Origin of the sequence: Novosphingobium resinovorum (genome assembly GCF_001742225.1) — a bacterium.
Classification (GTDB): Bacteria; Pseudomonadota; Alphaproteobacteria; order Sphingomonadales; family Sphingomonadaceae; genus Novosphingobium; species Novosphingobium resinovorum_A.
Window position 1 is genome coordinate 1,980,606 of sequence record NZ_CP017075.1, and the last position, 16,833, is coordinate 1,997,438.

Genomic DNA, 16,833 nt, shown 5'->3' on the forward strand with positions numbered 1-16,833 from the left:
CTGTCGAAGGGTCACCCTGAGCTTGTCGAAGGGCCGGCCACCCACGCAAAAAGGCCCCGGTGTTTCCACCGAGGCCCTTCTGTCTCGTTCAACGTGAACCTGTGAAGGTTCAGTCGACGATCTTCACCATGTGCGGCAGCTTGGCGATGGCACCGCGCACTTCGGCGGTGTCTTCGCGCTCCACGATACGGTGCATCTTGCCGAGGCCGAGACCGATGAGGATCTTCTTCTGGCTCTCGGGGCGACGGATCGGCGAACCGATCTGCTGGATCTTGATCTTCGCCATGATGCTTACTCCACGATGGCTTCGGCAGCGGCCTCGGCCTCTACCTCGGTAGCACCACCGCGACCAAGCAGGTCGGCGATCTTCTTGCCACGACGCTGGGCCACCGACTTCGGCGAAGTCTGCGTGGTCAGCGCGTCGAAGGTGGCGCGGATCATGTTGTACGGGTTCGAGGTGCCCACCGACTTGGTGACGACGTCAGCGACGCCCAGGCTCTCGAACACGGCGCGCATCGGACCACCGGCGATGATGCCCGTACCGGCCGGAGCCGTACGCACGTTCACCTTGCCGGCGCCGAAGTGGCCCTTGCCGTCGTGATGGAGGGTACGACCCTCCTTCAGCGCGACGCGGATCATCTTCTTCTTGGCCGAGGCAGTCGCCTTGGTGATCGCCTCGGGAACTTCGCGGGCCTTCGAGTGACCGAAGCCCACGCGGCCCTTGCCGTCACCGACGACGACGAGCGCGGCGAAGCCGAAGCGCTTACCGCCCTTGACGGTCTTGGAGACGCGGTTGATGTGAACGAGCTTTTCGATCAGCTCTTCACCCTGCTCCTCGTCGGCGTTGCGGTTGCCGCGACGGTCGTCACGACGGCCGCCACGGCCACCGCGCTCACCACCGCGATCGTTGCCGCCACGGCCACGGCCGCCACGACCACGGCCGCCTTCGCGGTTACCCTCGAACGGCGCGCCGCCCTGGGGTGCTTCAGCCGAAACCGGCTGCGTGTTGTTGTTTTCGTCAGCCATGATCAGAACTCCAGCCCGCCTTCACGGGCGGCTTCGGCAAGCGCCTTGACGCGGCCGTGATACAGGAAGCCACCGCGGTCGAACACGACCGAGGTAACACCCGCCTTCTTGGCGGCCTCGGCGAGTTCCTTGCCAACGCGGGTCGCGGCGTCGAGGTCGGTGCCCTTGGCGCCCAGCGTGTTGGCTGCAGCGACGGTGTGGCCCTGCGCATCGTCGATGATCTGCGCATAGATGTGACGGCCGGTGCGGTGCACCGACAGACGGGGACGACCACCCGAACGGGCCTTGAGCGCGGTGCGAACGCGGCGCGCGCGGCGATCGAAGAGAGACAGCTTTGCCATTACTTCTTCTTCCCTTCCTTGCGGAAGATGTACTCACCGCGGTAGGCGATACCCTTGCCCTTGTAGGGCTCAGGCTTGCGCCAGCGGCGAATTTCGGCCGCAAGCTGGCCGACCTTCTGCTTGTCGATGCCCGAGATTTCGACCGTGGTGTTATCCGGGGTCTTGACCTCAATGCCTTCCGGCACGGCGATGTCGACGTCGTGCGAGTAGCCGAGCTGCAGCTTCAGGGTCTTGCCCTGCGAAGCGGCACGGTAGCCGACGCCCTTGATGTCGAGGATCTTGGTGAAGCCGTTGGTGACGCCTTCGATCAGGTTCGACACGAGGGTGCGCTGAAGGCCCCAGTGGCTGCGCGACTGCTTCGACTGGCCGATGGGCTGCACGGCGATCGCACCGTCGTCCACCGAGTAGGTGACGAGGTCCGACAGACCCAGGGTCAGGGTGCCCTTGGGGCCCTTTACCGAGAGAACACCGTTGTCGATGTTGGCGGTGACGCCGTTGGGAACGGCCACCGGCTTCTTACCGATGCGGCTCATTAGAACACCTCCGCCAGCACTTCGCCGCCGACGTTCTGTGCACGTGCTTCGGCATCCGAGAGCACGCCACGCGGCGTCGAGACGATGGTGATGCCGAGACCGTTGCGAACGACCGGGAGTTCCTTGGAACCCGAGTAGACGCGGCGGCCGGGCTTGGAGACACGAGCGATGTGCTTGATGGCGGCTTCGCCTTCGAAGTACTTCAGCTCGATGCGCAGCTGCGGGTGGGCGCCGGTGGCGTCGTCGGAGAAGCCACGGATGTAGCCTTCACGCTGGAGAACTTCCAGGACGCGCGCACGCAGCTTCGAGGCCGGCGAGAGGACGGAGTCCTTCTTCGCCTGCTGGCCGTTGCGGATGCGGGTGAGCATATCACCCAGGGGATCGGTCAATGCCATTGCTTCTAACCCTTACCAGCTCGACTTGGTCACGCCGGGGATCATGCCCTTGTTGGCAAGATCACGCAGCTCGACGCGGCACAGGCCGAACTTGCGGTAATAACCGCGCGGACGGCCGGTCGTGGCGCAACGGTTGCGAACCCGGGTGGGGTTTGCGTTGCGCGGGATCTCGGCCAGCTTCAGGCGAGCAATGAGACGCTCGGTTTCATCGAGCGACTGATCGTCAGCGACCGCCTTGAGGCGCTCGTACTTGCCTGCATACTTCTTGACGAGCTTCTTGCGACGCTCATTCTTGTTCACGGAACTCAGTTTCGCCATGGACTTAAGCTCTCTTCCTCAGCGGCTCACGCCGCCTCCTGCTGTTCCGACTCTTCAGCCGGGAACGGGAAACCGAACAGACGCAGCAGCTCGCGCGCTTCGTCGTCGGTCTTCGCGGTGGTGGTCACGATGATGTCCATGCCACGAACCTTGTCGATCTTGTCGTAGCTGATCTCCGGGAAGATGATCTGCTCCTTCAGGCCCATGGCGTAGTTGCCACGGCCGTCGAACGACTTGGGGTTCAGGCCACGGAAGTCGCGGATGCGGGGCATCGCGATCGTGACGAGACGATCCAGGAACTCGTACATGCGCTCGCGGCGGAGCGTCACCTTGCAGCCGATCGGCATGCCTTCGCGCAGCTTGAACTGTGCGATCGACTTGCGGGCCTTGGTGATGACGGGCTTCTGACCGGCGATGAGTTCCATCTCGGCAGCGGCAGTCTGGACCTTCTTCTTGTCCTGGCTGGCTTCACCGACGCCCATGTTGAGCGTGATCTTCTCGATCTTCGGGATTTCCATCACGTTCTTGTAACCGAACTTCTCGGTCATCGCCTTCGCGATTTCAGCGTCGAACTTAGTGCGCAGACGCGGAGTGTACTGCTCAGCCATCGATCGTCTCCCCGGACTTCACGGCCACGCGGACCTTGACGCCGTCCTTGATTTCGAAGCGAACGCGGGTCGGCTTGCCGTCCTTGTCCGCAACAGCGACCTTGCTGATGTGCATCGGCGCGGGAACGCGGTCGATGCCGCCCTGCGGGTTCTGCTGGGTGGGCTTGCGGTGCTTGGTGGCAACGTTCACGCCTTCGACGACAACCTTGCCGTCCTTGGGCTGAACCTGCAGCACGGTGCCGGTGCGGCCCTTGTCCTTGCCGGACAGGACGACGACGGAGTCACCCTTCTTGATCTTAGCGGCGGCCATTACAGCACCTCCGGCGCGAGCGAGATGATCTTCATGAAGCCACGGCCGCGCAGTTCGCGCACCACGGGGCCGAAGATACGGGTGCCGATCGGCTCCTCGTTCTTGTTGATCAGCACGGCAGCATTGCTGTCGAAGCGGATCACGCTGCCGTCCGTGCGGCGCACGTCCTTGCGGGTGCGCACGATCACAGCACGGTGAACGTCGCCCTTCTTGACGCGAGCGCGGGGCTGCGCCTCCTTGATCGACACCACGATGATGTCGCCGACGCCGGCGAAACGACGCTTGGAGCCACCCAGTACCTTGATGCACTGGACGCGCTTCGCGCCGCTGTTGTCCGCCACGTCGAGATTGGATTGCATCTGGATCATCGATCCGAGTCCTTCTCATCTGGCTTGCCGGAACCAGTCCGGCAGTTCCTAAAAAGACAGGCCCCCGAAGAGGCCCGAGTCGCCCTGCGCGGGCGAAGGCGGCCCTTTGCCGCATTCACCCGCGAAGGTCAACACTTGTGTCAGGTAAGGCCAAAGCCGGGACTTTGCAGCCCCGGCTTCGATCTCAGCGGAGGATCAAACCTCGGCTTCGAGTGCCGTACCCTTGCTCGCCTGAAGACGGTCAAGAACCTTCCAGGTCTTGGTCTTCGAGTAAGGCGCCGTCTCCTCGATCCGGACTTTCTCGCCGGTCTTGAAGGCGTTGTCCTCGTCGTGGGCGTGGTACTTCTTCGAGCGGCGGATGATCTTCCCGTAGAGGGGGTGCTTCACCTTGCGCTCGACGAGCACGGTCACGGTCTTGTCCGTCTTGTCGGAGACGATAGTCCCGCTAAGAATACGCTTGGGCATCGTGTTTCTCCTTACGCCTTCGCCGCGGCGGAACGCTCAGCCTGGAGCGTCTTGATGCGGGCGATGTCGCGACGGACTTCCTTGATGCGTGCCGGGGCTTCGAGCTGGCTCGTAGCAGCCTGGAAACGCAGGTTGAACTGCTCGCGCTTGAGATCGACGAGGTCAGCGGTGAGCTGGTCGTCGGTCTTGGCGCGAAGATCTTCGGTCTTGGCCATTATTCGCCTCCCAGGTGCGAGGTGTCACCGAGGCGGGCGACGACCTTGGTCTTGATCGGCAGCTTCATCGCGGCGCGGCTGAAAGCCTCGGCGGCGAGCTGGCCGGCAACACCGTCCACTTCGAACAGGATACGGCCGGGCTTGACGCGGGCCGCCCAGTATTCGACCGAACCCTTGCCCTTACCCTGACGGACTTCGGCAGGCTTCTTCGAAACCGGCACGTCCGGGAAGACGCGGATCCAGAGACGACCCTGGCGCTTGAGGTGACGCGTGATCGCGCGGCGGGCCGCTTCGATCTGGCGGGCGGTGATCCGCTCGGGCTCCATGGCCTTGAGGCCGTAGGAACCGAAGTTCAGGTCGGTGCCACCCTTGGCGTCGCCCTTGATCCGGCCCTTGAAGGCCTTGCGGAACTTGGTCTTTTTCGGTTGCAGCATGGTGCTAACTCTATCCTAGACTCAGCGGGCCGGACGGACGCCGGAGGTCTGAGCCTCCATCATCAGTCGATCCTGCGCCATCGGGTCGTGACCAAGGATCTCGCCCTTGAAGACCCACACCTTGATGCCGATGATACCGTAGGCGGTCAGCGCCTCGGCAGCGGCATAGTCGATGTTCGCACGCAGCGTGTGAAGCGGAACGCGACCTTCGCGGTACTGCTCCAGACGGGCGATTTCAGCGCCGCCGAGACGGCCACCGCACATGATCTTGATGCCTTCGGCACCCAGACGCATGGCGGACTGCATCGCGCGCTTCATCGCACGGCGGAACGCCACGCGGCGGATCAGCTGGTCGGCGATACCCTGGGCGATCAGCTTGGCATCGACTTCCGGCTTGCGGATTTCGACGATGTTCAGCTTCACTTCGCTCGAGGTCATCGCGGCCAGCTGCTTGCGCAGCTTCTCGATGTCCGCGCCCTTCTTGCCGATGATGACACCGGGACGGGCAGCGAAGATCGAGATGCGGCACAGCTTGGCCGGACGCTCGATCACCACCTTCGAGATCGCAGCCTGCGGCAGGGTCTCGATGATGAACTTGCGGATCTTGAGGTCTTCCTCAAGCAGCTTGCCGTAGTCCCGGCCTTCGGCGAACCAACGGCTGTCCCAGGTACGGTTGATCTGCAGGCGCAGACCGATCGGATTGCTCTTATGACCCATGGATCAGGCCTCCTCGACTTCGCGAACGACGATCCGCAGGCGCGAAAACGGCTTCAGGATGCGCGTGGACTTGCCGCGACCACGAGCGTGGAAACGCTTCATGGTCACCGACTTGCCGACCGACGCCTCGGCGACGACGAGAGCGTCGACGTCGAGGTTGTGGTTGTTTTCCGCGTTGGCGATCGCCGAGGCGAGAACCTTGCGGGCGTCGACCGCCATGGCCTTCTTGGAGAAGGCCAGGACGTTCATCGCGTCTTCCGCGCGCATGCCGCGGATCAGGGCAGCGACAAGGTTGAGCTTCTGGGCCGAACCACGAATGTTCGTGTTGACCGCAAGAGCTTCCTTGTCACCTACGCGGCGGGGTGCTGCTTGCTTGCTCACTTGCGCTTGCCCTTCTTGTCGGCGGCGTGGCCGGGGAACGAGCGGGTGGGAGCGAACTCACCCAGCTTGTGACCGACCATGTCCTCGTTGACCGCAACGGGAATGAACTTGTGCCCGTTGTACACCTGGAAGGTGAGACCAACGAACTGCGGGAGAATGGTGGAGCGACGCGACCAGGTCTTGATCGGACCAGCGCGGCTGCCGGCATCCTGCGCGACTTCGGCCTTCTTGAGAAGGTAGAGGTCGACGAAGGGGCCTTTCCAGACGGAACGTGCCATCGTGACTTACCTCTTCTTCTTGGCGTGACGCGAACGGATGATGAGCTTGTCCGTCTGCTTGTTGTTGCGGGTGCGGGCACCCTTGGTCGGCTTGCCCCAAGGCGTAACCGGGTGACGACCACCCGAGGTACGGCCTTCACCACCACCGTGCGGGTGGTCGACCGGGTTCTTGGCGACGCCGCGGGTAAGCGGACGACGGCCCAGCCAGCGACCGCGACCGGCCTTGGCGAGGGTCTGGTTCGAGTTGTCGGGGTTCGAGACCGCGCCAACCGTGCCCATGCAATCGCCGCGCAGGTAGCGCTGCTCGCCCGAGTTCAGGCGGACGATGACCATGCCGCGGTCACGACCGACGACCTGGACATAGGTCCCTGCCGAACGTGCGATCTGGCCGCCCTTCTCGGGCTTCATCTCGACGTTGTGGCAGATCGTGCCGACCGGCATCTGCGACAGAAGCATGGCGTTGCCCGGCTTCACGTCGGTCTTCTCGCCGGCGACGATGACGTCACCGACTGCCAGACGCTGCGGCGCGATGATGTAGGTCAGTTCGCCGTCCGTGTACTTCACCAGCGCGATGAACGCGGTGCGGTTGGGATCGTACTCGATCCGCTCCACGGTGGCTTCCATGTCCCACTTGCGACGCTTGAAGTCGATGAAGCGGTACTTCTGCTTGTGACCGCCAGCGATGCCGCGCGAGGTCACGTGACCCTTGTTGTTGCGGCCGCCGGTCTTGCTCTTGCCTTCGGTCAGCGCCTTGAGGGGCTTGCCCTTCCAGAGCGACGACTTGTCGACGAGGACCAGGCCGCGGCGTGCGGGGCTGGTCGGGTTATAATGCTTGAGTGCCATCGGAAATTAACCCCGCGCGCCTTCGGTGATGTCAATCGACTGGCCTTCGGCCAGCGTGACGATCGCCTTCTTCACGTCGCTGCGACGGTAAGCCTTACCGCGCCAGCGCTTGGTCTTGCCCTTGACGACGAGCGTGTTCACGCCGGTCACCTTGACATCGAAGATTGCCTCGACGGCAGCCTTGATCTCGGGCTTGGTCGCCTTGTCGGCCACCTTGAAGACGACTGCGTTCTGCTCGGAAAGCAGGGTCGACTTCTCGGTGATGTGCGGGGCGACGATCACGTCATAGTGACGAATGTCGACGGACTTAGCCATTGAAACGCGCCTCCAGCTTCTCGACAGCGGCGCGCGTCAGCACCAGCGTATCATGCTTCAGGATGTCGTAGACGTTCGCGCCGACAGCCGGGAGAACGTTCACGCCGACGATGTTGCGGGCCGCCAGGGCGAAGCCCTCGTTGACCTGATCGCCGTCCATGACGAGAACCTTCTTGCCGAAGTTCGCCTTGGCGAGCTGACCGGCCAGAGCCTTGGTCTTGGCGTCGGCAACGTCGAGCGAGTCGACGATCACGAGGCCGTTCTGAGCCTTGGCCGAGAGGGCCATCTTCAGACCGAGCGCACGGATCTTCTTGTTGAGCGAGATGTTGAACTCGCGGCGACGGGCACCGTGAGCCTTACCACCGCCGATGAACACCGGAGCAGCGCGGTCGCCGTGACGAGCGGTACCACCACCCTTCTGGTTGCCGAACTTCTTGCCGGTGCGCGCGACTTCCGAACGCTCGCGGGTCGCGCGGGCGATGCCGCGACGGTTCTCGAGCTGCCAGGTGACGACGCGGTGCAGGATGTCCGCGCGCGGCTCGAGGCCGAACACGTCGTCCGAAAGCTCGATGTCGCCGTTGGCGGTCGAACCGTCGATGTTGAGGACCTGAACCTTCATGATTAGCCCTCCTGGCCTTCGGTCGCTTCGGGCGCCGCGGTTTCAGCAGGCGTGTCGGCAGCGGCCGTGTCGTTGGTGTTGCCAACCGACTTGATGCCGGCGGGGTACGGAGCCTCGCCGTGACGGTCGACCTTGACGGCGTCCGCAACGGTCAGCCACGAGTTCTTCGCGCCCGGGACCGAGCCCTTGACGAAGATCAGGCCGCGCTCATCGTCCACGCGGACGACTTCGAGGTTCTGCTGGGTGCGCTGACGGTCGCCCATGTGGCCGGCCATCTTCTTGTTCTTGAACACCTTGCCCGGATCCTGACGGTTACCCGTCGAACCGTGCGCACGGTGCGAGATCGACACACCGTGGGTGGCGCGCATACCGCCGAAGCCCCAGCGCTTCATAGCGCCCTGGAAGCCCTTACCCTGGGTGTGGCCGCCCACGTCGACGAGCTGGCCCGGGACGAAGTGCGAAGCCGCAATCGTCGCGCCAACCTCGAGGAGGGCGTCGTCGGCGACGCGGAATTCCGCGACGCGCATCTTGAGGGGAACCTGAGCCTTGGCGAAGTGTTCGCGCTGCGGCTTGGCAACGTTCTTCTGCTTCGCTTCGCCGGCACCGAGCTGAACGGCGACGTAGCCGTCACGTTCTTCGGTACGGACTGAGACGACCTGGCAATCCTCCAGCGCCAGGACAGTGACGGGCACGTGGCGACCGTCCTCCTGGAACAGGCGGGTCATCCCGACTTTCTTTGCGATCACGCCGGTACGCATGACCTTACTCCTTACAGAGGCGTACGCAGGACCATCCCCCGCACGCATGTCCAACCCTGTGTGTGATACGAACCCCGTCCGGGTCAGGTGCTCCCTGCAAGCCCCGAAGGACTGACGGAAGCGAGACGGGGGACGCATTCCCGAACGAAACCCGAAGGCGTCGCCGGAGGTATCCCTTGTGTCCCTTCGGGCTTTTCCCTCAGGGCGCTGTCTCTGCGGGTTTCTCCCCGCAAAGCCGGCTAGCGAAGCCGACAAGATAGTCCTCGATCTAGTTAGGGTCCGATCGGAAAGGACCATCGGGGCGACCTTTTCAGATCACCCCATTAAACCGGCTTCAGGCCAGCTTGATCTCGACGTTCACGCCGGCCGCGAGGTCCAGCTTCATCAGAGCGTCGACGGTAGCGGCGTTCGGCTGCACGATATCAAGCAGACGCTTGTAGGTGCGGACTTCGAACTGCTCACGCGACTTCTTGTCGATGTGCGGACCACGGTTGACCGTGAACTTCTCGATCTTGGTCGGCAGCGGAATGGGGCCACGAATCAGAGCGCCGGTGCGGCGGGCCGTGTCAGCGATTTCGCCAGTAGCCTGGTCGAGCACGCGATGGTCAAACGCCTTCAGGCGGATACGGATGTTCTGAGCTTCCATTACCTACTACCGATGAGAAAGAGCCATAGGACACGAGGTCCCGTCAAATTCGAACCGCGCCCCTACACGCCAAGTGCGAGTCGGGCAAGCCCTGATTTTACGCGGATCGGCAGGTTTTCGGCGGCACGAAGCGCGGTTCGTCGCATCGGCCCTTCCCTGCGCCCGATGCACTCCCTAGGTTGGCATCGCGACGCCTAACAGAAGCCGCTGCCAATGCCCTCCACTACCACGACAATTTCCAGCGTGCTTGCCGCGCTGACCCTCGCTTGCCTTGCTTCCGCGCCCGCTGCCGCCGCAGGCTCTGCCTACGGCCCCACCGGAAGCGAAATTCCCATCGATCTCGACGACACCGACGTTCTCACGGCCCACGTCGACATACCCGACCCAAGGGGCGGCCCGATAGACGATGCCTGCCGCGACGCAGCCCGCGCCAGCAATGGAGGCAACGACGGCACGATCGTCGTCTGCTCCCACGGCGGCGACGGCTCCAGCGAGCGGGTTCCCGCATCGAAATCCGTCGACGAGAGCACGCGCACAGGGGCGCTGCATCCGCCGGACCTGTGGAACCTCCCGGGCTGCCTCGGCCCGTGCATCACCATACCGTTCGGCAAAGTGCCGGAGCCCGTCTATTACATCGACCTGAAGTCCATTCCCGAGGCGCCCAAGGGGTCGGATGCGTGGAAGATCGCACAGGGCGAACTGCGGCAGCCCTGAGCCGCACCGTCTGAACGCCCTCCCCTTCCGTCATTGCGAGCGCAGCGAAGCAATCCAGGGCAGTGCTGCACCGCCCTGGATTGCTTCGCTGCGCTCGCAATGACGAGACGATGCGCACCATAAATGCGAAAAGCCCGGCGTCTCTTTCGAGACGCCGGGCCAATCACTTTCAGCCGTTGTTGGCCGATCGACGAATTACTTCGTGATCGAGGCAACGACGCCCGAGCCGACGGTACGGCCGCCTTCGCGGATTGCGAAGCGCAGACCTTCGTCCATGGCGATCGGAGCGATCAGCTTGACCGACAGCGAGACGTTGTCGCCCGGCATGACCATCTCGGTGCCCTCGGGGAGGATCACTTCGCCGGTCACGTCGGTGGTGCGGAAGTAGAACTGCGGACGGTAGTTCGCGAAGAACGGGGTGTGACGACCGCCTTCGTCCTTCGACAGAACGTAGACTTCTGCCGAGAACTCGGTGTGCGGGGTCACGGTGCCCGGCTTGGCCAGAACCTGGCCGCGCTCGACGTCTTCACGCTTCAGACCGCGAACCAGTGCACCGATGTTGTCGCCGGCTTCACCCTGGTCGAGCAGCTTGCGGAACATTTCGACGCCGGTGACGGTGGTCTTCTGGGTGTTGCGGATGCCGACGACTTCGACTTCCTCACCAACCTTGACGATGCCGGTCTCGACGCGGCCGGTCACAACCGTACCACGGCCCGAGATCGAGAACACGTCTTCGACGGGCATCAGGAAGGGCTTGTCGGTCGGGCGGGGCGGCTGCGGGATGAAGTCGTCGACGGCCTTCATCAGCTCAAGGATCGATTCCTTGCCGATGTTGTCGTCGCGGCCTTCGAGAGCGGCCAGAGCCGAACCCTTGACGACGGGGATGTTGTCGCCGTCGAAGTCGTACGACGAGAGCAGTTCGCGAACTTCGAGTTCGACCAGCTCAAGCAGTTCTTCGTCGTCGACCTGGTCGACCTTGTTCATGTACACGACGAGCTGCGGCACGCCGACCTGGCGAGCGAGCAGGATGTGCTCGCGGGTCTGCGGCATCGGGCCGTCAGCAGCGTTCACGACGAGGATCGCGCCGTCCATCTGGGCGGCACCGGTGATCATGTTCTTGACGTAGTCAGCGTGACCCGGGCAGTCGACGTGCGCGTAGTGGCGGGCGTCGGTCTCGTACTCGACGTGCGCGGTCGAGATGGTGATGCCGCGCTCGCGCTCTTCGGGGGCCTTGTCGATGTTCGCGAAGTCAACGGCGGTGCCGCCGAACGCTTCAGCCATCACCTTGGTGATCGCGGCGGTCAGCGTGGTCTTGCCGTGATCGACGTGACCGATGGTGCCGATGTTGCAGTGCGGCTTGTTCCGCTCAAATTTAGCCTTGGCCATCTTTCAAACCTTCTTTCGTCTTGATTTCGAATCTGCGGGGTATCGGAGCGGAGCCCGCGGATGCAGGCGCCGCCCCTATAACCAATCCTGCCGTCAGGCAAGAGTATGCTTGATCCCGCCCGCCCTTAGGCGAGCTTCTCCTTGACTTCAGCCGCGACGTTCGCCGGGACTTCGTCATAGTGGGAGAAGATCATCGAGTAGTTCGCGCGGCCCTGGGTGAAGGAGCGCAGCGAGTTCACGTAGCCGAACATGTTCGCGAGCGGCGTGTTCGCCTCCACGACCTGTGCGTTACCACGGCTGTCGGTGCCCTGGATCTGGCCACGACGCGAGTTGAGGTCGCCGATGACGTCGCCCATGAACTCTTCCGGGGTCACGACCTCGACCTTCATGATCGGCTCGAGCAGCTTGATGCCGGCCTTCTGGGCGACTTCACGCATGGCACCGCGACCGGCGATTTCGAACGCCAGCGCGCTCGAGTCGACGTCGTGGTACGAACCGTCGTAAAGGACGATTTCGAAGTCGATGATCGGGAAGCCGACCAGCGAGCCCGAGGCAGCGGTTTCGCGCATGCCCTTTTCGATCGCGGGGATATATTCCTTCGGAATGTTACCGCCCTTGATCTCGTCCTTGAAGGTGATGCCCGCACCGCGCTCGCCCGGCGTGACCTTGACCTTCACGCGGCCGAACTGACCCGTACCGCCCGACTGCTTCTTGTGGGTGTAGTCCACATCGACAGCCTTGCCGAGGTATTCGCGGTAAGCCACCTGCGGCGCACCGACGTTCGCCTCGACCTTGAACTCGCGACGCATACGGTCGACGATGATGTCCAGGTGAAGTTCGCCCATGCCCTTGATGATGGTCTGGCCCGACTCGTGGTCGGTCGAGACGCGGAACGAGGGATCCTCGGCCGAGAGACGGTTGAGCGCGATGCCCATCTTCTCCTGGTCGGCCTTGGTCTTGGGCTCCACCGACAGCTCGATGACCGGCTCGGGGAATTCCATACGTTCGAGAACGATCGGCGCGCGTTCGGCGCAGAGCGTGTCGCCCGTGGTGGTTTCCTTCATGCCGGCAAGAGCAACGATGTCGCCCGCAAAGGCCTCGTCGATGTCCTTACGCTCGTTGGCGTGCATCTCGAGGATACGGCCGACCTTTTCCTTCTTCTGCTTCACCGAGTTCAGGTACGTGCCCTTCGAGAGCGTACCCGAATAGATGCGAGCGAAGGTGAGCGAGCCCACGAACGGGTCGTTCATGACCTTGAACGCGAGAGCCGAGAACGGCGCGTCGTCGGCCGGCGGGCGGCTGTCAGGCTCGTCGCTATCGACCTTGACGCCCTGGACGTCTTCGATGTCGAGCGGCGAAGGCAGGTAATCGACGACGGCGTCGAGCAGGGGCTGAACGCCCTTGTTCTTGAACGCCGAACCGCAGACGACCGGCACGAACGCATGGCCCAGCGTACCCTTGCGGATCAGCTTCTTGAGCGTCGCGACGTCGGGCTCGTTGCCTTCGAGATACGCTTCCATCGCCTCGTCGTCCTGCTCGACGGCGAGTTCGATGAGCTTCATGCGGTACTCGGCGGCTTCGTCAGCCAGCTCGGCCGGAATCTCTTCGTAGAAGAATTCGGCACCAAGCGACTCGTCTTTCCAGACGATCGCGCGGTTGTGCACCAAGTCAACGAGACCCTTAAGGTCGGCTTCCAAACCAATAGGAATGTAAAGCACGGCCGGAGTAGCACCAAGACGATCGATGATCGACTGGACGCAATACTTGAAGTTCGCGCCGGTACGGTCCAGCTTATTGATGAAGCACATACGCGGTACGCCGTACTTGTCGGCCTGGCGCCATACGGTTTCCGACTGCGGCTCCACGCCGGCAACGCCGTCGAAGCATGCCACCGCACCGTCGAGCACGCGCAGCGAGCGTTCGACTTCGATGGTGAAGTCGACGTGACCCGGGGTGTCGATGATGTTGATGCGGTATTCCTGGCCCTCTGCGGTCCAGAAGCAGGTGGTGGCAGCCGAGGTGATCGTGATGCCGCGTTCCTGCTCCTGCTCCATCCAGTCCATGGTCGCAGCGCCGTCGTGGACTTCGCCGATCTTGTAGGACTTGCCGGTGTAGTAGAGGATGCGCTCGGTCGTCGTGGTCTTGCCAGCGTCGATGTGCGCCATGATACCGATGTTACGGTACATATTCAGCGGATGGCTGCGTGCCATGGGAGAATCCTTAGCGAGGGTTTCGGGAGCGAGAGCGGCCTTCAGATAGACCCTTGCCCCCTGAAATAAAAGTGTGACGCCCGAATGACCAACTCATCCGGGCGCACACTCAGCACATTACCAGCGGTAGTGCGAGAAGGCGCGGTTCGCGTCCGCCATGCGGTGCGTGTCTTCGCGCTTCTTGACCGCGTTGCCGCGGTTGTTCGAGGCGTCCAGCAGCTCGCCCGAGAGGCGTGCCGACATGGTGGTCTCGGGACGGTTGCGCGCGGCGGTGATCAGCCAGCGGATGGCGAGAGCCTGCGCACGCTCGGGACGAACCTCGACGGGGACCTGGTAGGTCGCACCACCGACGCGGCGCGAACGCACTTCGATCTGCGGCGCGACGTTGTTGAGGGCGTCGTGGAACAGCTGGATCGGGTCCGACTTGGCGCGGGTTTCCATGGTTTCCATGGCACCGTAGACGATCGCTTCGGCGACCGACTTCTTGCCGTCGTACATGAGGTTGTTCATGAACTTGGACAGGATGAGATCCCCGAACTTGGGATCAGGCAGGATTTCCCGCTTCTCGGGACGACGACGACGTGACATTTTTTAAACTCCAAATGGTCCGGAGCGTAGCGGAGGTCTTCAGCCGTCATCCCGGACTTGATCCGGGACCGCTGGCCTCACTGGGCGCTCGGTAAGTGTTAGTACTTCAAGGCCGCTTCTAGGCTGCCAGCGGTCCCAGCCTGCGCCGGGATGACGGGTGCCCCGCCGCGAGCCTTGTGAGTGGCTTACTTCGGACGCTTGGCGCCGTACTTCGAGCGGCTCTGCTTGCGATCCTTGACGCCCTGGGTGTCGAGCACGCCGCGCAGGATGTGGTAGCGAACGCCGGGAAGATCGCGGACGCGGCCGCCGCGGATGAGCACGACCGAGTGCTCCTGCAGGTTGTGGCCTTCACCCGGGATGTACGAGATGACTTCGCGGCTGTTGGTCAGACGCACCTTGGCGACCTTGCGAAGTGCCGAGTTCGGCTTCTTCGGGGTGGTCGTGTAGACGCGGGTGCAGACGCCGCGCTTCTGCGGGTTCTGCTCCATCGCAGGAACCTTGGACTTGGCCTTCTGCGGTTCGCGGCCCTTGCGGACCAGCTGGTTGATAGTGGGCATCTATACTCTTCTTTCAAATGGGAGTGCGATGGATCGACACCGAAACCATCGGTATCGACCCGTCGCACCCCGGTGGTCACCGGGCCGGGAGGGCCACAACTGCGATGACGGGAGAAGAGTAGACGATCACGCGATGCAGGAGGAAAACGCGAAGCCGTCATCCCAGCGAAGGCTGGGACCGCCATCGGTTTGCCCTGCTCCCTCGTTCAACGAGGAAGGCCGCACCCGTGAGCCGAAAAACACTCCACCCGGCCGCCGATGAGCGCTGCCGGATTACTTTGCCGCCCGCCCGAGGGATGCGCCCTCACCCGATTCGGATGAAAGGAGCGATCCGTGCTTCACCGCTTGCCCGAGGCCCGAAAGCCACGGAAAAGCTGCGAGAAACGCGCCGGAACGGCAATGTTCAGCTCTGTATATCCACCGCGAGCAAGCCCGCGAGGGATGCGCGCCTTTAGGGGATTGGGGGGATGGGGTCAAGGGAACCCATGAGCTTAAGATTTCCAGAATTATCTTGAAGACGCCGGGACACAGCTTGCCTTAACAGCTACATAGGGCATTCACTTAGAGCTAGTCTTCGCACAGCCTCTGCCGCAGCCGGATGCCACTAATGCTACACCAAAAGCCGCTGTTAACACTTTCACTAAATAGCTTCATCAAGATTTACGCTTTGGACACAGCAAAGCAGTTTGTTGAAGTCAACAGAAGGCTCCAGCAAAGCGGCGGGTATAATTTCTACCGAAATCTTGAGACTTCGGTGCGCGCACACATCAAAGGCAAATCGTCCGACGAAATTGAGTATATTCTCAATAGCGCCTCACGCCCCGATGAAGTTATTTATAATAAATTAGAGCCTGATCAGAAAATAAGTTGAGTGGTATCAGCAGGTTAGCTTGACGCTTTGGCCTGTCATTGATTCATGGGTTTCGCCAAAAACTACCATGGATTCAACGATGTGGACCGATACCACTCGCGCCCTTCATGCGCGAAGAGGGCTAGCTTTGCCAAGCGATTTGACGGATGCCGAGTGGGCGCTGCTGGAGCCATTGCTTCCACCTGCGTCTCGTGTCGGACGGCCCCGCAAATGGCCATTACGACGCATCGTCGAGGCAATTCTGTACCTACTGCGCGGAGGCCTGCCATGGCGGATGCTGCCGCCTTGCTTTCCGCCGGTGTCGAGCGTGCGGCATTGGTTCTACTTGTGGCGAGACAACGGGCTGTGGCTGACGATAAACCACACCTTGTTGATGATGGCCCGAGAAGCTGATGGGCGAGAGGCTTCTCCCAGCGCTGGCGTGATCGACAGCCAGTCGGTCAAGACGACCGAAAGCGGTGGCCTGTGCGGTTACGATGCAGCGAAGAAGATCAAAGGACGCAAACGGCACATCCTGACCGACACCGATGGAAATCTTGTCCATGCCGTTGTGCACGCCGCCGACATTCAGGACCGGGACGGGGCACCGCTGGTCCTTGGAGAAATCGTCAGGCGCTTCCCCTGGCTGCGTCACGTGTTTGCAGACGGCGGCTATGCCGGAAACAAGCTCAGGGAGGCCCTGCGCCGGATCGGAAAGTGGACCGTCGAAATCATCAAACGGTCCGATACTGCCAAGGGCTTCGAGGTCTTGCCGCGACGATGGGTCGTCGAAAGAACGTTCGCATGGCTGAGCCGCAACCGGCGTCTGGCAAAGGACTTCGAGGAAACCATCGCGTCCGCCACAGCTTGGCTCTTTATCGCATCCATCCAGCTATATGCTCGCCGCATCGCAAGGCCCTGATTGCCACGCCCGCAATTTTGAATCAGACACTTAGCT

At 62.5% G+C, this 16,833-nt stretch carries 26 protein-coding genes; 2 read left to right on the forward strand and 24 right to left on the reverse strand.

What is annotated here, in order from left to right:
* Positions 1-109 precede the first annotated feature (109 nt).
* The 20 genes from rpmD to rpsJ form a co-directional block, all read right to left on the reverse strand.
* Positions 110-286 carry a 50S ribosomal protein L30 gene (gene rpmD, locus BES08_RS09185; protein ID WP_008828220.1) on the reverse strand — a complete coding sequence of 59 codons (177 nt, stop codon included), beginning with the start codon at positions 284-286 and terminating at the stop codon, positions 110-112.
* A 5-nt stretch (positions 287-291) separates the two neighbouring features.
* Positions 292-1,026, reverse strand: a complete 735-nt coding sequence (gene rpsE, locus BES08_RS09190) for a 30S ribosomal protein S5 (RefSeq protein WP_008828221.1) — start codon at positions 1,024-1,026, stop codon at positions 292-294.
* Positions 1,027-1,028: 2 nt separating this feature from the next.
* Complete coding sequence (rplR, locus tag BES08_RS09195) at positions 1,029-1,367, reverse strand: 50S ribosomal protein L18 (RefSeq protein WP_008828222.1); 339 nt, start codon at positions 1,365-1,367, stop codon at positions 1,029-1,031.
* Positions 1,367-1,900 (reverse strand): 50S ribosomal protein L6, encoded by a 534-nt coding sequence (gene rplF / locus BES08_RS09200; protein ID WP_008828223.1) that lies wholly within the window; start codon positions 1,898-1,900, stop codon positions 1,367-1,369. The genes rplR and rplF overlap by 1 nt, the downstream gene beginning before the upstream one ends.
* Positions 1,900-2,295, reverse strand: a complete 396-nt coding sequence (gene rpsH, locus BES08_RS09205) for a 30S ribosomal protein S8 (protein WP_008828224.1) — start codon at positions 2,293-2,295, stop codon at positions 1,900-1,902. The genes rplF and rpsH overlap by 1 nt, the downstream gene beginning before the upstream one ends.
* 12 nt (positions 2,296-2,307) lie before the next feature.
* Entirely contained in the window at positions 2,308-2,613 is a 306-nt protein-coding gene (rpsN, locus tag BES08_RS09210) for a 30S ribosomal protein S14 (protein ID WP_008828225.1), read from the reverse strand.
* 26 nt (positions 2,614-2,639) lie between these two features.
* Complete coding sequence (rplE, locus tag BES08_RS09215) at positions 2,640-3,221, reverse strand: 50S ribosomal protein L5 (RefSeq protein ID WP_008828226.1); 582 nt, start codon at positions 3,219-3,221, stop codon at positions 2,640-2,642.
* Positions 3,214-3,531, reverse strand: coding sequence for a 50S ribosomal protein L24 (gene rplX / locus BES08_RS09220; RefSeq protein ID WP_008828227.1), 318 nt, complete (start codon positions 3,529-3,531; stop codon positions 3,214-3,216). Before rplX ends, rplE begins: the two co-directional genes overlap by 8 nt.
* Positions 3,531-3,899, reverse strand: a complete 369-nt coding sequence (gene rplN / locus BES08_RS09225) for a 50S ribosomal protein L14 (RefSeq protein WP_008828228.1) — start codon at positions 3,897-3,899, stop codon at positions 3,531-3,533. Before rplN ends, rplX begins: the two co-directional genes overlap by 1 nt.
* A 195-nt stretch (positions 3,900-4,094) precedes the next feature.
* Positions 4,095-4,364 carry a 30S ribosomal protein S17 gene (rpsQ, locus tag BES08_RS09230; protein ID WP_008828229.1) on the reverse strand — a complete coding sequence of 90 codons (270 nt, stop codon included), beginning with the start codon at positions 4,362-4,364 and terminating at the stop codon, positions 4,095-4,097.
* 11 nt (positions 4,365-4,375) lie between these two features.
* A complete protein-coding gene (gene rpmC / locus BES08_RS09235; protein WP_008828230.1) occupies positions 4,376-4,579 on the reverse strand; it encodes a 50S ribosomal protein L29 in 204 nt (67 codons plus the stop codon).
* Complete coding sequence (rplP, locus tag BES08_RS09240; RefSeq protein ID WP_008828231.1) at positions 4,579-5,013, reverse strand: 50S ribosomal protein L16; 435 nt, start codon at positions 5,011-5,013, stop codon at positions 4,579-4,581. The genes rpmC and rplP overlap by 1 nt, the downstream gene beginning before the upstream one ends.
* A gap of 21 nt (positions 5,014-5,034) precedes the next feature.
* Positions 5,035-5,730 (reverse strand): 30S ribosomal protein S3, encoded by a 696-nt coding sequence (rpsC, locus tag BES08_RS09245; protein ID WP_008828232.1) that lies wholly within the window; start codon positions 5,728-5,730, stop codon positions 5,035-5,037.
* A 3-nt stretch (positions 5,731-5,733) separates the two neighbouring features.
* A complete protein-coding gene (gene rplV, locus BES08_RS09250) occupies positions 5,734-6,111 on the reverse strand; it encodes a 50S ribosomal protein L22 (RefSeq protein WP_008828233.1) in 378 nt (125 codons plus the stop codon).
* Positions 6,108-6,389: a 30S ribosomal protein S19 gene (rpsS, locus tag BES08_RS09255; RefSeq protein WP_008828234.1), complete on the reverse strand. Its 282-nt coding sequence runs from the start codon at positions 6,387-6,389 to the stop codon at positions 6,108-6,110. Before rpsS ends, rplV begins: the two co-directional genes overlap by 4 nt.
* 6 nt (positions 6,390-6,395) lie before the next feature.
* Entirely contained in the window at positions 6,396-7,232 is an 837-nt protein-coding gene (gene rplB / locus BES08_RS09260; RefSeq protein WP_008828235.1) for a 50S ribosomal protein L2, read from the reverse strand.
* 6 nt (positions 7,233-7,238) lie between these two features.
* Positions 7,239-7,547, reverse strand: a complete 309-nt coding sequence (locus BES08_RS09265) for a 50S ribosomal protein L23 (RefSeq protein ID WP_008828236.1) — start codon at positions 7,545-7,547, stop codon at positions 7,239-7,241.
* Positions 7,540-8,166, reverse strand: a complete 627-nt coding sequence (gene rplD / locus BES08_RS09270) for a 50S ribosomal protein L4 (protein ID WP_008828237.1) — start codon at positions 8,164-8,166, stop codon at positions 7,540-7,542. The genes BES08_RS09265 and rplD overlap by 8 nt, the downstream gene beginning before the upstream one ends.
* A 2-nt stretch (positions 8,167-8,168) precedes the next feature.
* A complete protein-coding gene (gene rplC / locus BES08_RS09275; protein ID WP_008828238.1) occupies positions 8,169-8,924 on the reverse strand; it encodes a 50S ribosomal protein L3 in 756 nt (251 codons plus the stop codon).
* Between the two features lie 334 nt (positions 8,925-9,258).
* The gene (rpsJ, locus tag BES08_RS09280; RefSeq protein ID WP_007011873.1) at positions 9,259-9,570 is read right to left on the reverse strand and encodes a 30S ribosomal protein S10; all 312 of its coding nucleotides are present in this window, start codon (positions 9,568-9,570) and stop codon (positions 9,259-9,261) included.
* 213 nt (positions 9,571-9,783) lie between these two features.
* Here rpsJ and BES08_RS09285 point away from each other — a divergent pair, with 213 nt between their 5' ends.
* The gene (locus BES08_RS09285; protein ID WP_156799821.1) at positions 9,784-10,284 is read left to right on the forward strand and encodes a hypothetical protein; all 501 of its coding nucleotides are present in this window, start codon (positions 9,784-9,786) and stop codon (positions 10,282-10,284) included.
* A 195-nt stretch (positions 10,285-10,479) separates the two neighbouring features.
* On the opposite strand, the gene tuf is transcribed toward BES08_RS09285, so the two are convergent.
* The 4 genes from tuf to rpsL all read right to left on the reverse strand — a co-directional run bounded on the left by tuf (position 10,480) and on the right by rpsL (position 15,025).
* Complete coding sequence (gene tuf / locus BES08_RS09290) at positions 10,480-11,670, reverse strand: elongation factor Tu (protein WP_008828240.1); 1,191 nt, start codon at positions 11,668-11,670, stop codon at positions 10,480-10,482.
* Positions 11,671-11,795: 125 nt separating this feature from the next.
* Positions 11,796-13,880, reverse strand: coding sequence for an elongation factor G (gene fusA, locus BES08_RS09295; RefSeq protein WP_008828241.1), 2,085 nt, complete (start codon positions 13,878-13,880; stop codon positions 11,796-11,798).
* A 117-nt stretch (positions 13,881-13,997) separates the two neighbouring features.
* Complete coding sequence (gene rpsG, locus BES08_RS09300; RefSeq protein ID WP_008828242.1) at positions 13,998-14,468, reverse strand: 30S ribosomal protein S7; 471 nt, start codon at positions 14,466-14,468, stop codon at positions 13,998-14,000.
* Between the two features lie 185 nt (positions 14,469-14,653).
* Entirely contained in the window at positions 14,654-15,025 is a 372-nt protein-coding gene (rpsL, locus tag BES08_RS09305; protein WP_007011879.1) for a 30S ribosomal protein S12, read from the reverse strand.
* Between the two features lie 950 nt (positions 15,026-15,975).
* Between rpsL and BES08_RS09310 the strand changes: the two genes are divergently transcribed.
* Entirely contained in the window at positions 15,976-16,797 is an 822-nt protein-coding gene (locus BES08_RS09310; protein ID WP_036526716.1) for an IS5 family transposase, read from the forward strand.
* The last annotated feature ends 36 nt before the right edge of the window (positions 16,798-16,833 follow it).

Excerpts from the sequence above, each read along its gene's own strand:
- rpmD (WP_008828220.1), bottom strand. The coding sequence starts at position 286 with ATGGCGAAGATCAAGATCCAGCAGATCGGTTCGCCGATCCGTCGCCCC.
- rpsE (WP_008828221.1), bottom strand. The coding sequence starts at position 1,026 with ATGGCTGACGAAAACAACAACACGCAGCCGGTTTCGGCTGAAGCACCC.
- rplR (WP_008828222.1), bottom strand. The coding sequence starts at position 1,367 with ATGGCAAAGCTGTCTCTCTTCGATCGCCGCGCGCGCCGCGTTCGCACC.
- rplF (WP_008828223.1), bottom strand. The coding sequence starts at position 1,900 with ATGAGCCGCATCGGTAAGAAGCCGGTGGCCGTTCCCAACGGCGTCACC.
- rpsH (WP_008828224.1), bottom strand. The coding sequence starts at position 2,295 with ATGGCATTGACCGATCCCCTGGGTGATATGCTCACCCGCATCCGCAAC.
- rpsN (WP_008828225.1), bottom strand. The coding sequence starts at position 2,613 with ATGGCGAAACTGAGTTCCGTGAACAAGAATGAGCGTCGCAAGAAGCTC.
- rplE (WP_008828226.1), bottom strand. The coding sequence starts at position 3,221 with ATGGCTGAGCAGTACACTCCGCGTCTGCGCACTAAGTTCGACGCTGAA.
- rplX (WP_008828227.1), bottom strand. The coding sequence starts at position 3,531 with ATGGCCGCCGCTAAGATCAAGAAGGGTGACTCCGTCGTCGTCCTGTCC.
- rplN (WP_008828228.1), bottom strand. The coding sequence starts at position 3,899 with ATGATCCAGATGCAATCCAATCTCGACGTGGCGGACAACAGCGGCGCG.
- rpsQ (WP_008828229.1), bottom strand. The coding sequence starts at position 4,364 with ATGCCCAAGCGTATTCTTAGCGGGACTATCGTCTCCGACAAGACGGAC.
- rpmC (WP_008828230.1), bottom strand. The coding sequence starts at position 4,579 with ATGGCCAAGACCGAAGATCTTCGCGCCAAGACCGACGACCAGCTCACC.
- rplP (WP_008828231.1), bottom strand. The coding sequence starts at position 5,013 with ATGCTGCAACCGAAAAAGACCAAGTTCCGCAAGGCCTTCAAGGGCCGG.
- rpsC (WP_008828232.1), bottom strand. The coding sequence starts at position 5,730 with ATGGGTCATAAGAGCAATCCGATCGGTCTGCGCCTGCAGATCAACCGT.
- rpsS (WP_008828234.1), bottom strand. The coding sequence starts at position 6,389 with ATGGCACGTTCCGTCTGGAAAGGCCCCTTCGTCGACCTCTACCTTCTC.
- rplB (WP_008828235.1), bottom strand. The coding sequence starts at position 7,232 with ATGGCACTCAAGCATTATAACCCGACCAGCCCCGCACGCCGCGGCCTG.
- BES08_RS09265 (WP_008828236.1), bottom strand. The coding sequence starts at position 7,547 with ATGGCTAAGTCCGTCGACATTCGTCACTATGACGTGATCGTCGCCCCG.
- rplD (WP_008828237.1), bottom strand. The coding sequence starts at position 8,166 with ATGAAGGTTCAGGTCCTCAACATCGACGGTTCGACCGCCAACGGCGAC.
- rplC (WP_008828238.1), bottom strand. The coding sequence starts at position 8,924 with ATGCGTACCGGCGTGATCGCAAAGAAAGTCGGGATGACCCGCCTGTTC.
- rpsJ (WP_007011873.1), bottom strand. The coding sequence starts at position 9,570 with ATGGAAGCTCAGAACATCCGTATCCGCCTGAAGGCGTTTGACCATCGC.
- BES08_RS09285 (WP_156799821.1), top strand. The coding sequence starts at position 9,784 with ATGCCCTCCACTACCACGACAATTTCCAGCGTGCTTGCCGCGCTGACC.
- tuf (WP_008828240.1), bottom strand. The coding sequence starts at position 11,670 with ATGGCCAAGGCTAAATTTGAGCGGAACAAGCCGCACTGCAACATCGGC.
- fusA (WP_008828241.1), bottom strand. The coding sequence starts at position 13,880 with ATGGCACGCAGCCATCCGCTGAATATGTACCGTAACATCGGTATCATG.
- rpsG (WP_008828242.1), bottom strand. The coding sequence starts at position 14,468 with ATGTCACGTCGTCGTCGTCCCGAGAAGCGGGAAATCCTGCCTGATCCC.
- rpsL (WP_007011879.1), bottom strand. The coding sequence starts at position 15,025 with ATGCCCACTATCAACCAGCTGGTCCGCAAGGGCCGCGAACCGCAGAAG.
- BES08_RS09310 (WP_036526716.1), top strand. The coding sequence starts at position 15,976 with ATGTGGACCGATACCACTCGCGCCCTTCATGCGCGAAGAGGGCTAGCT.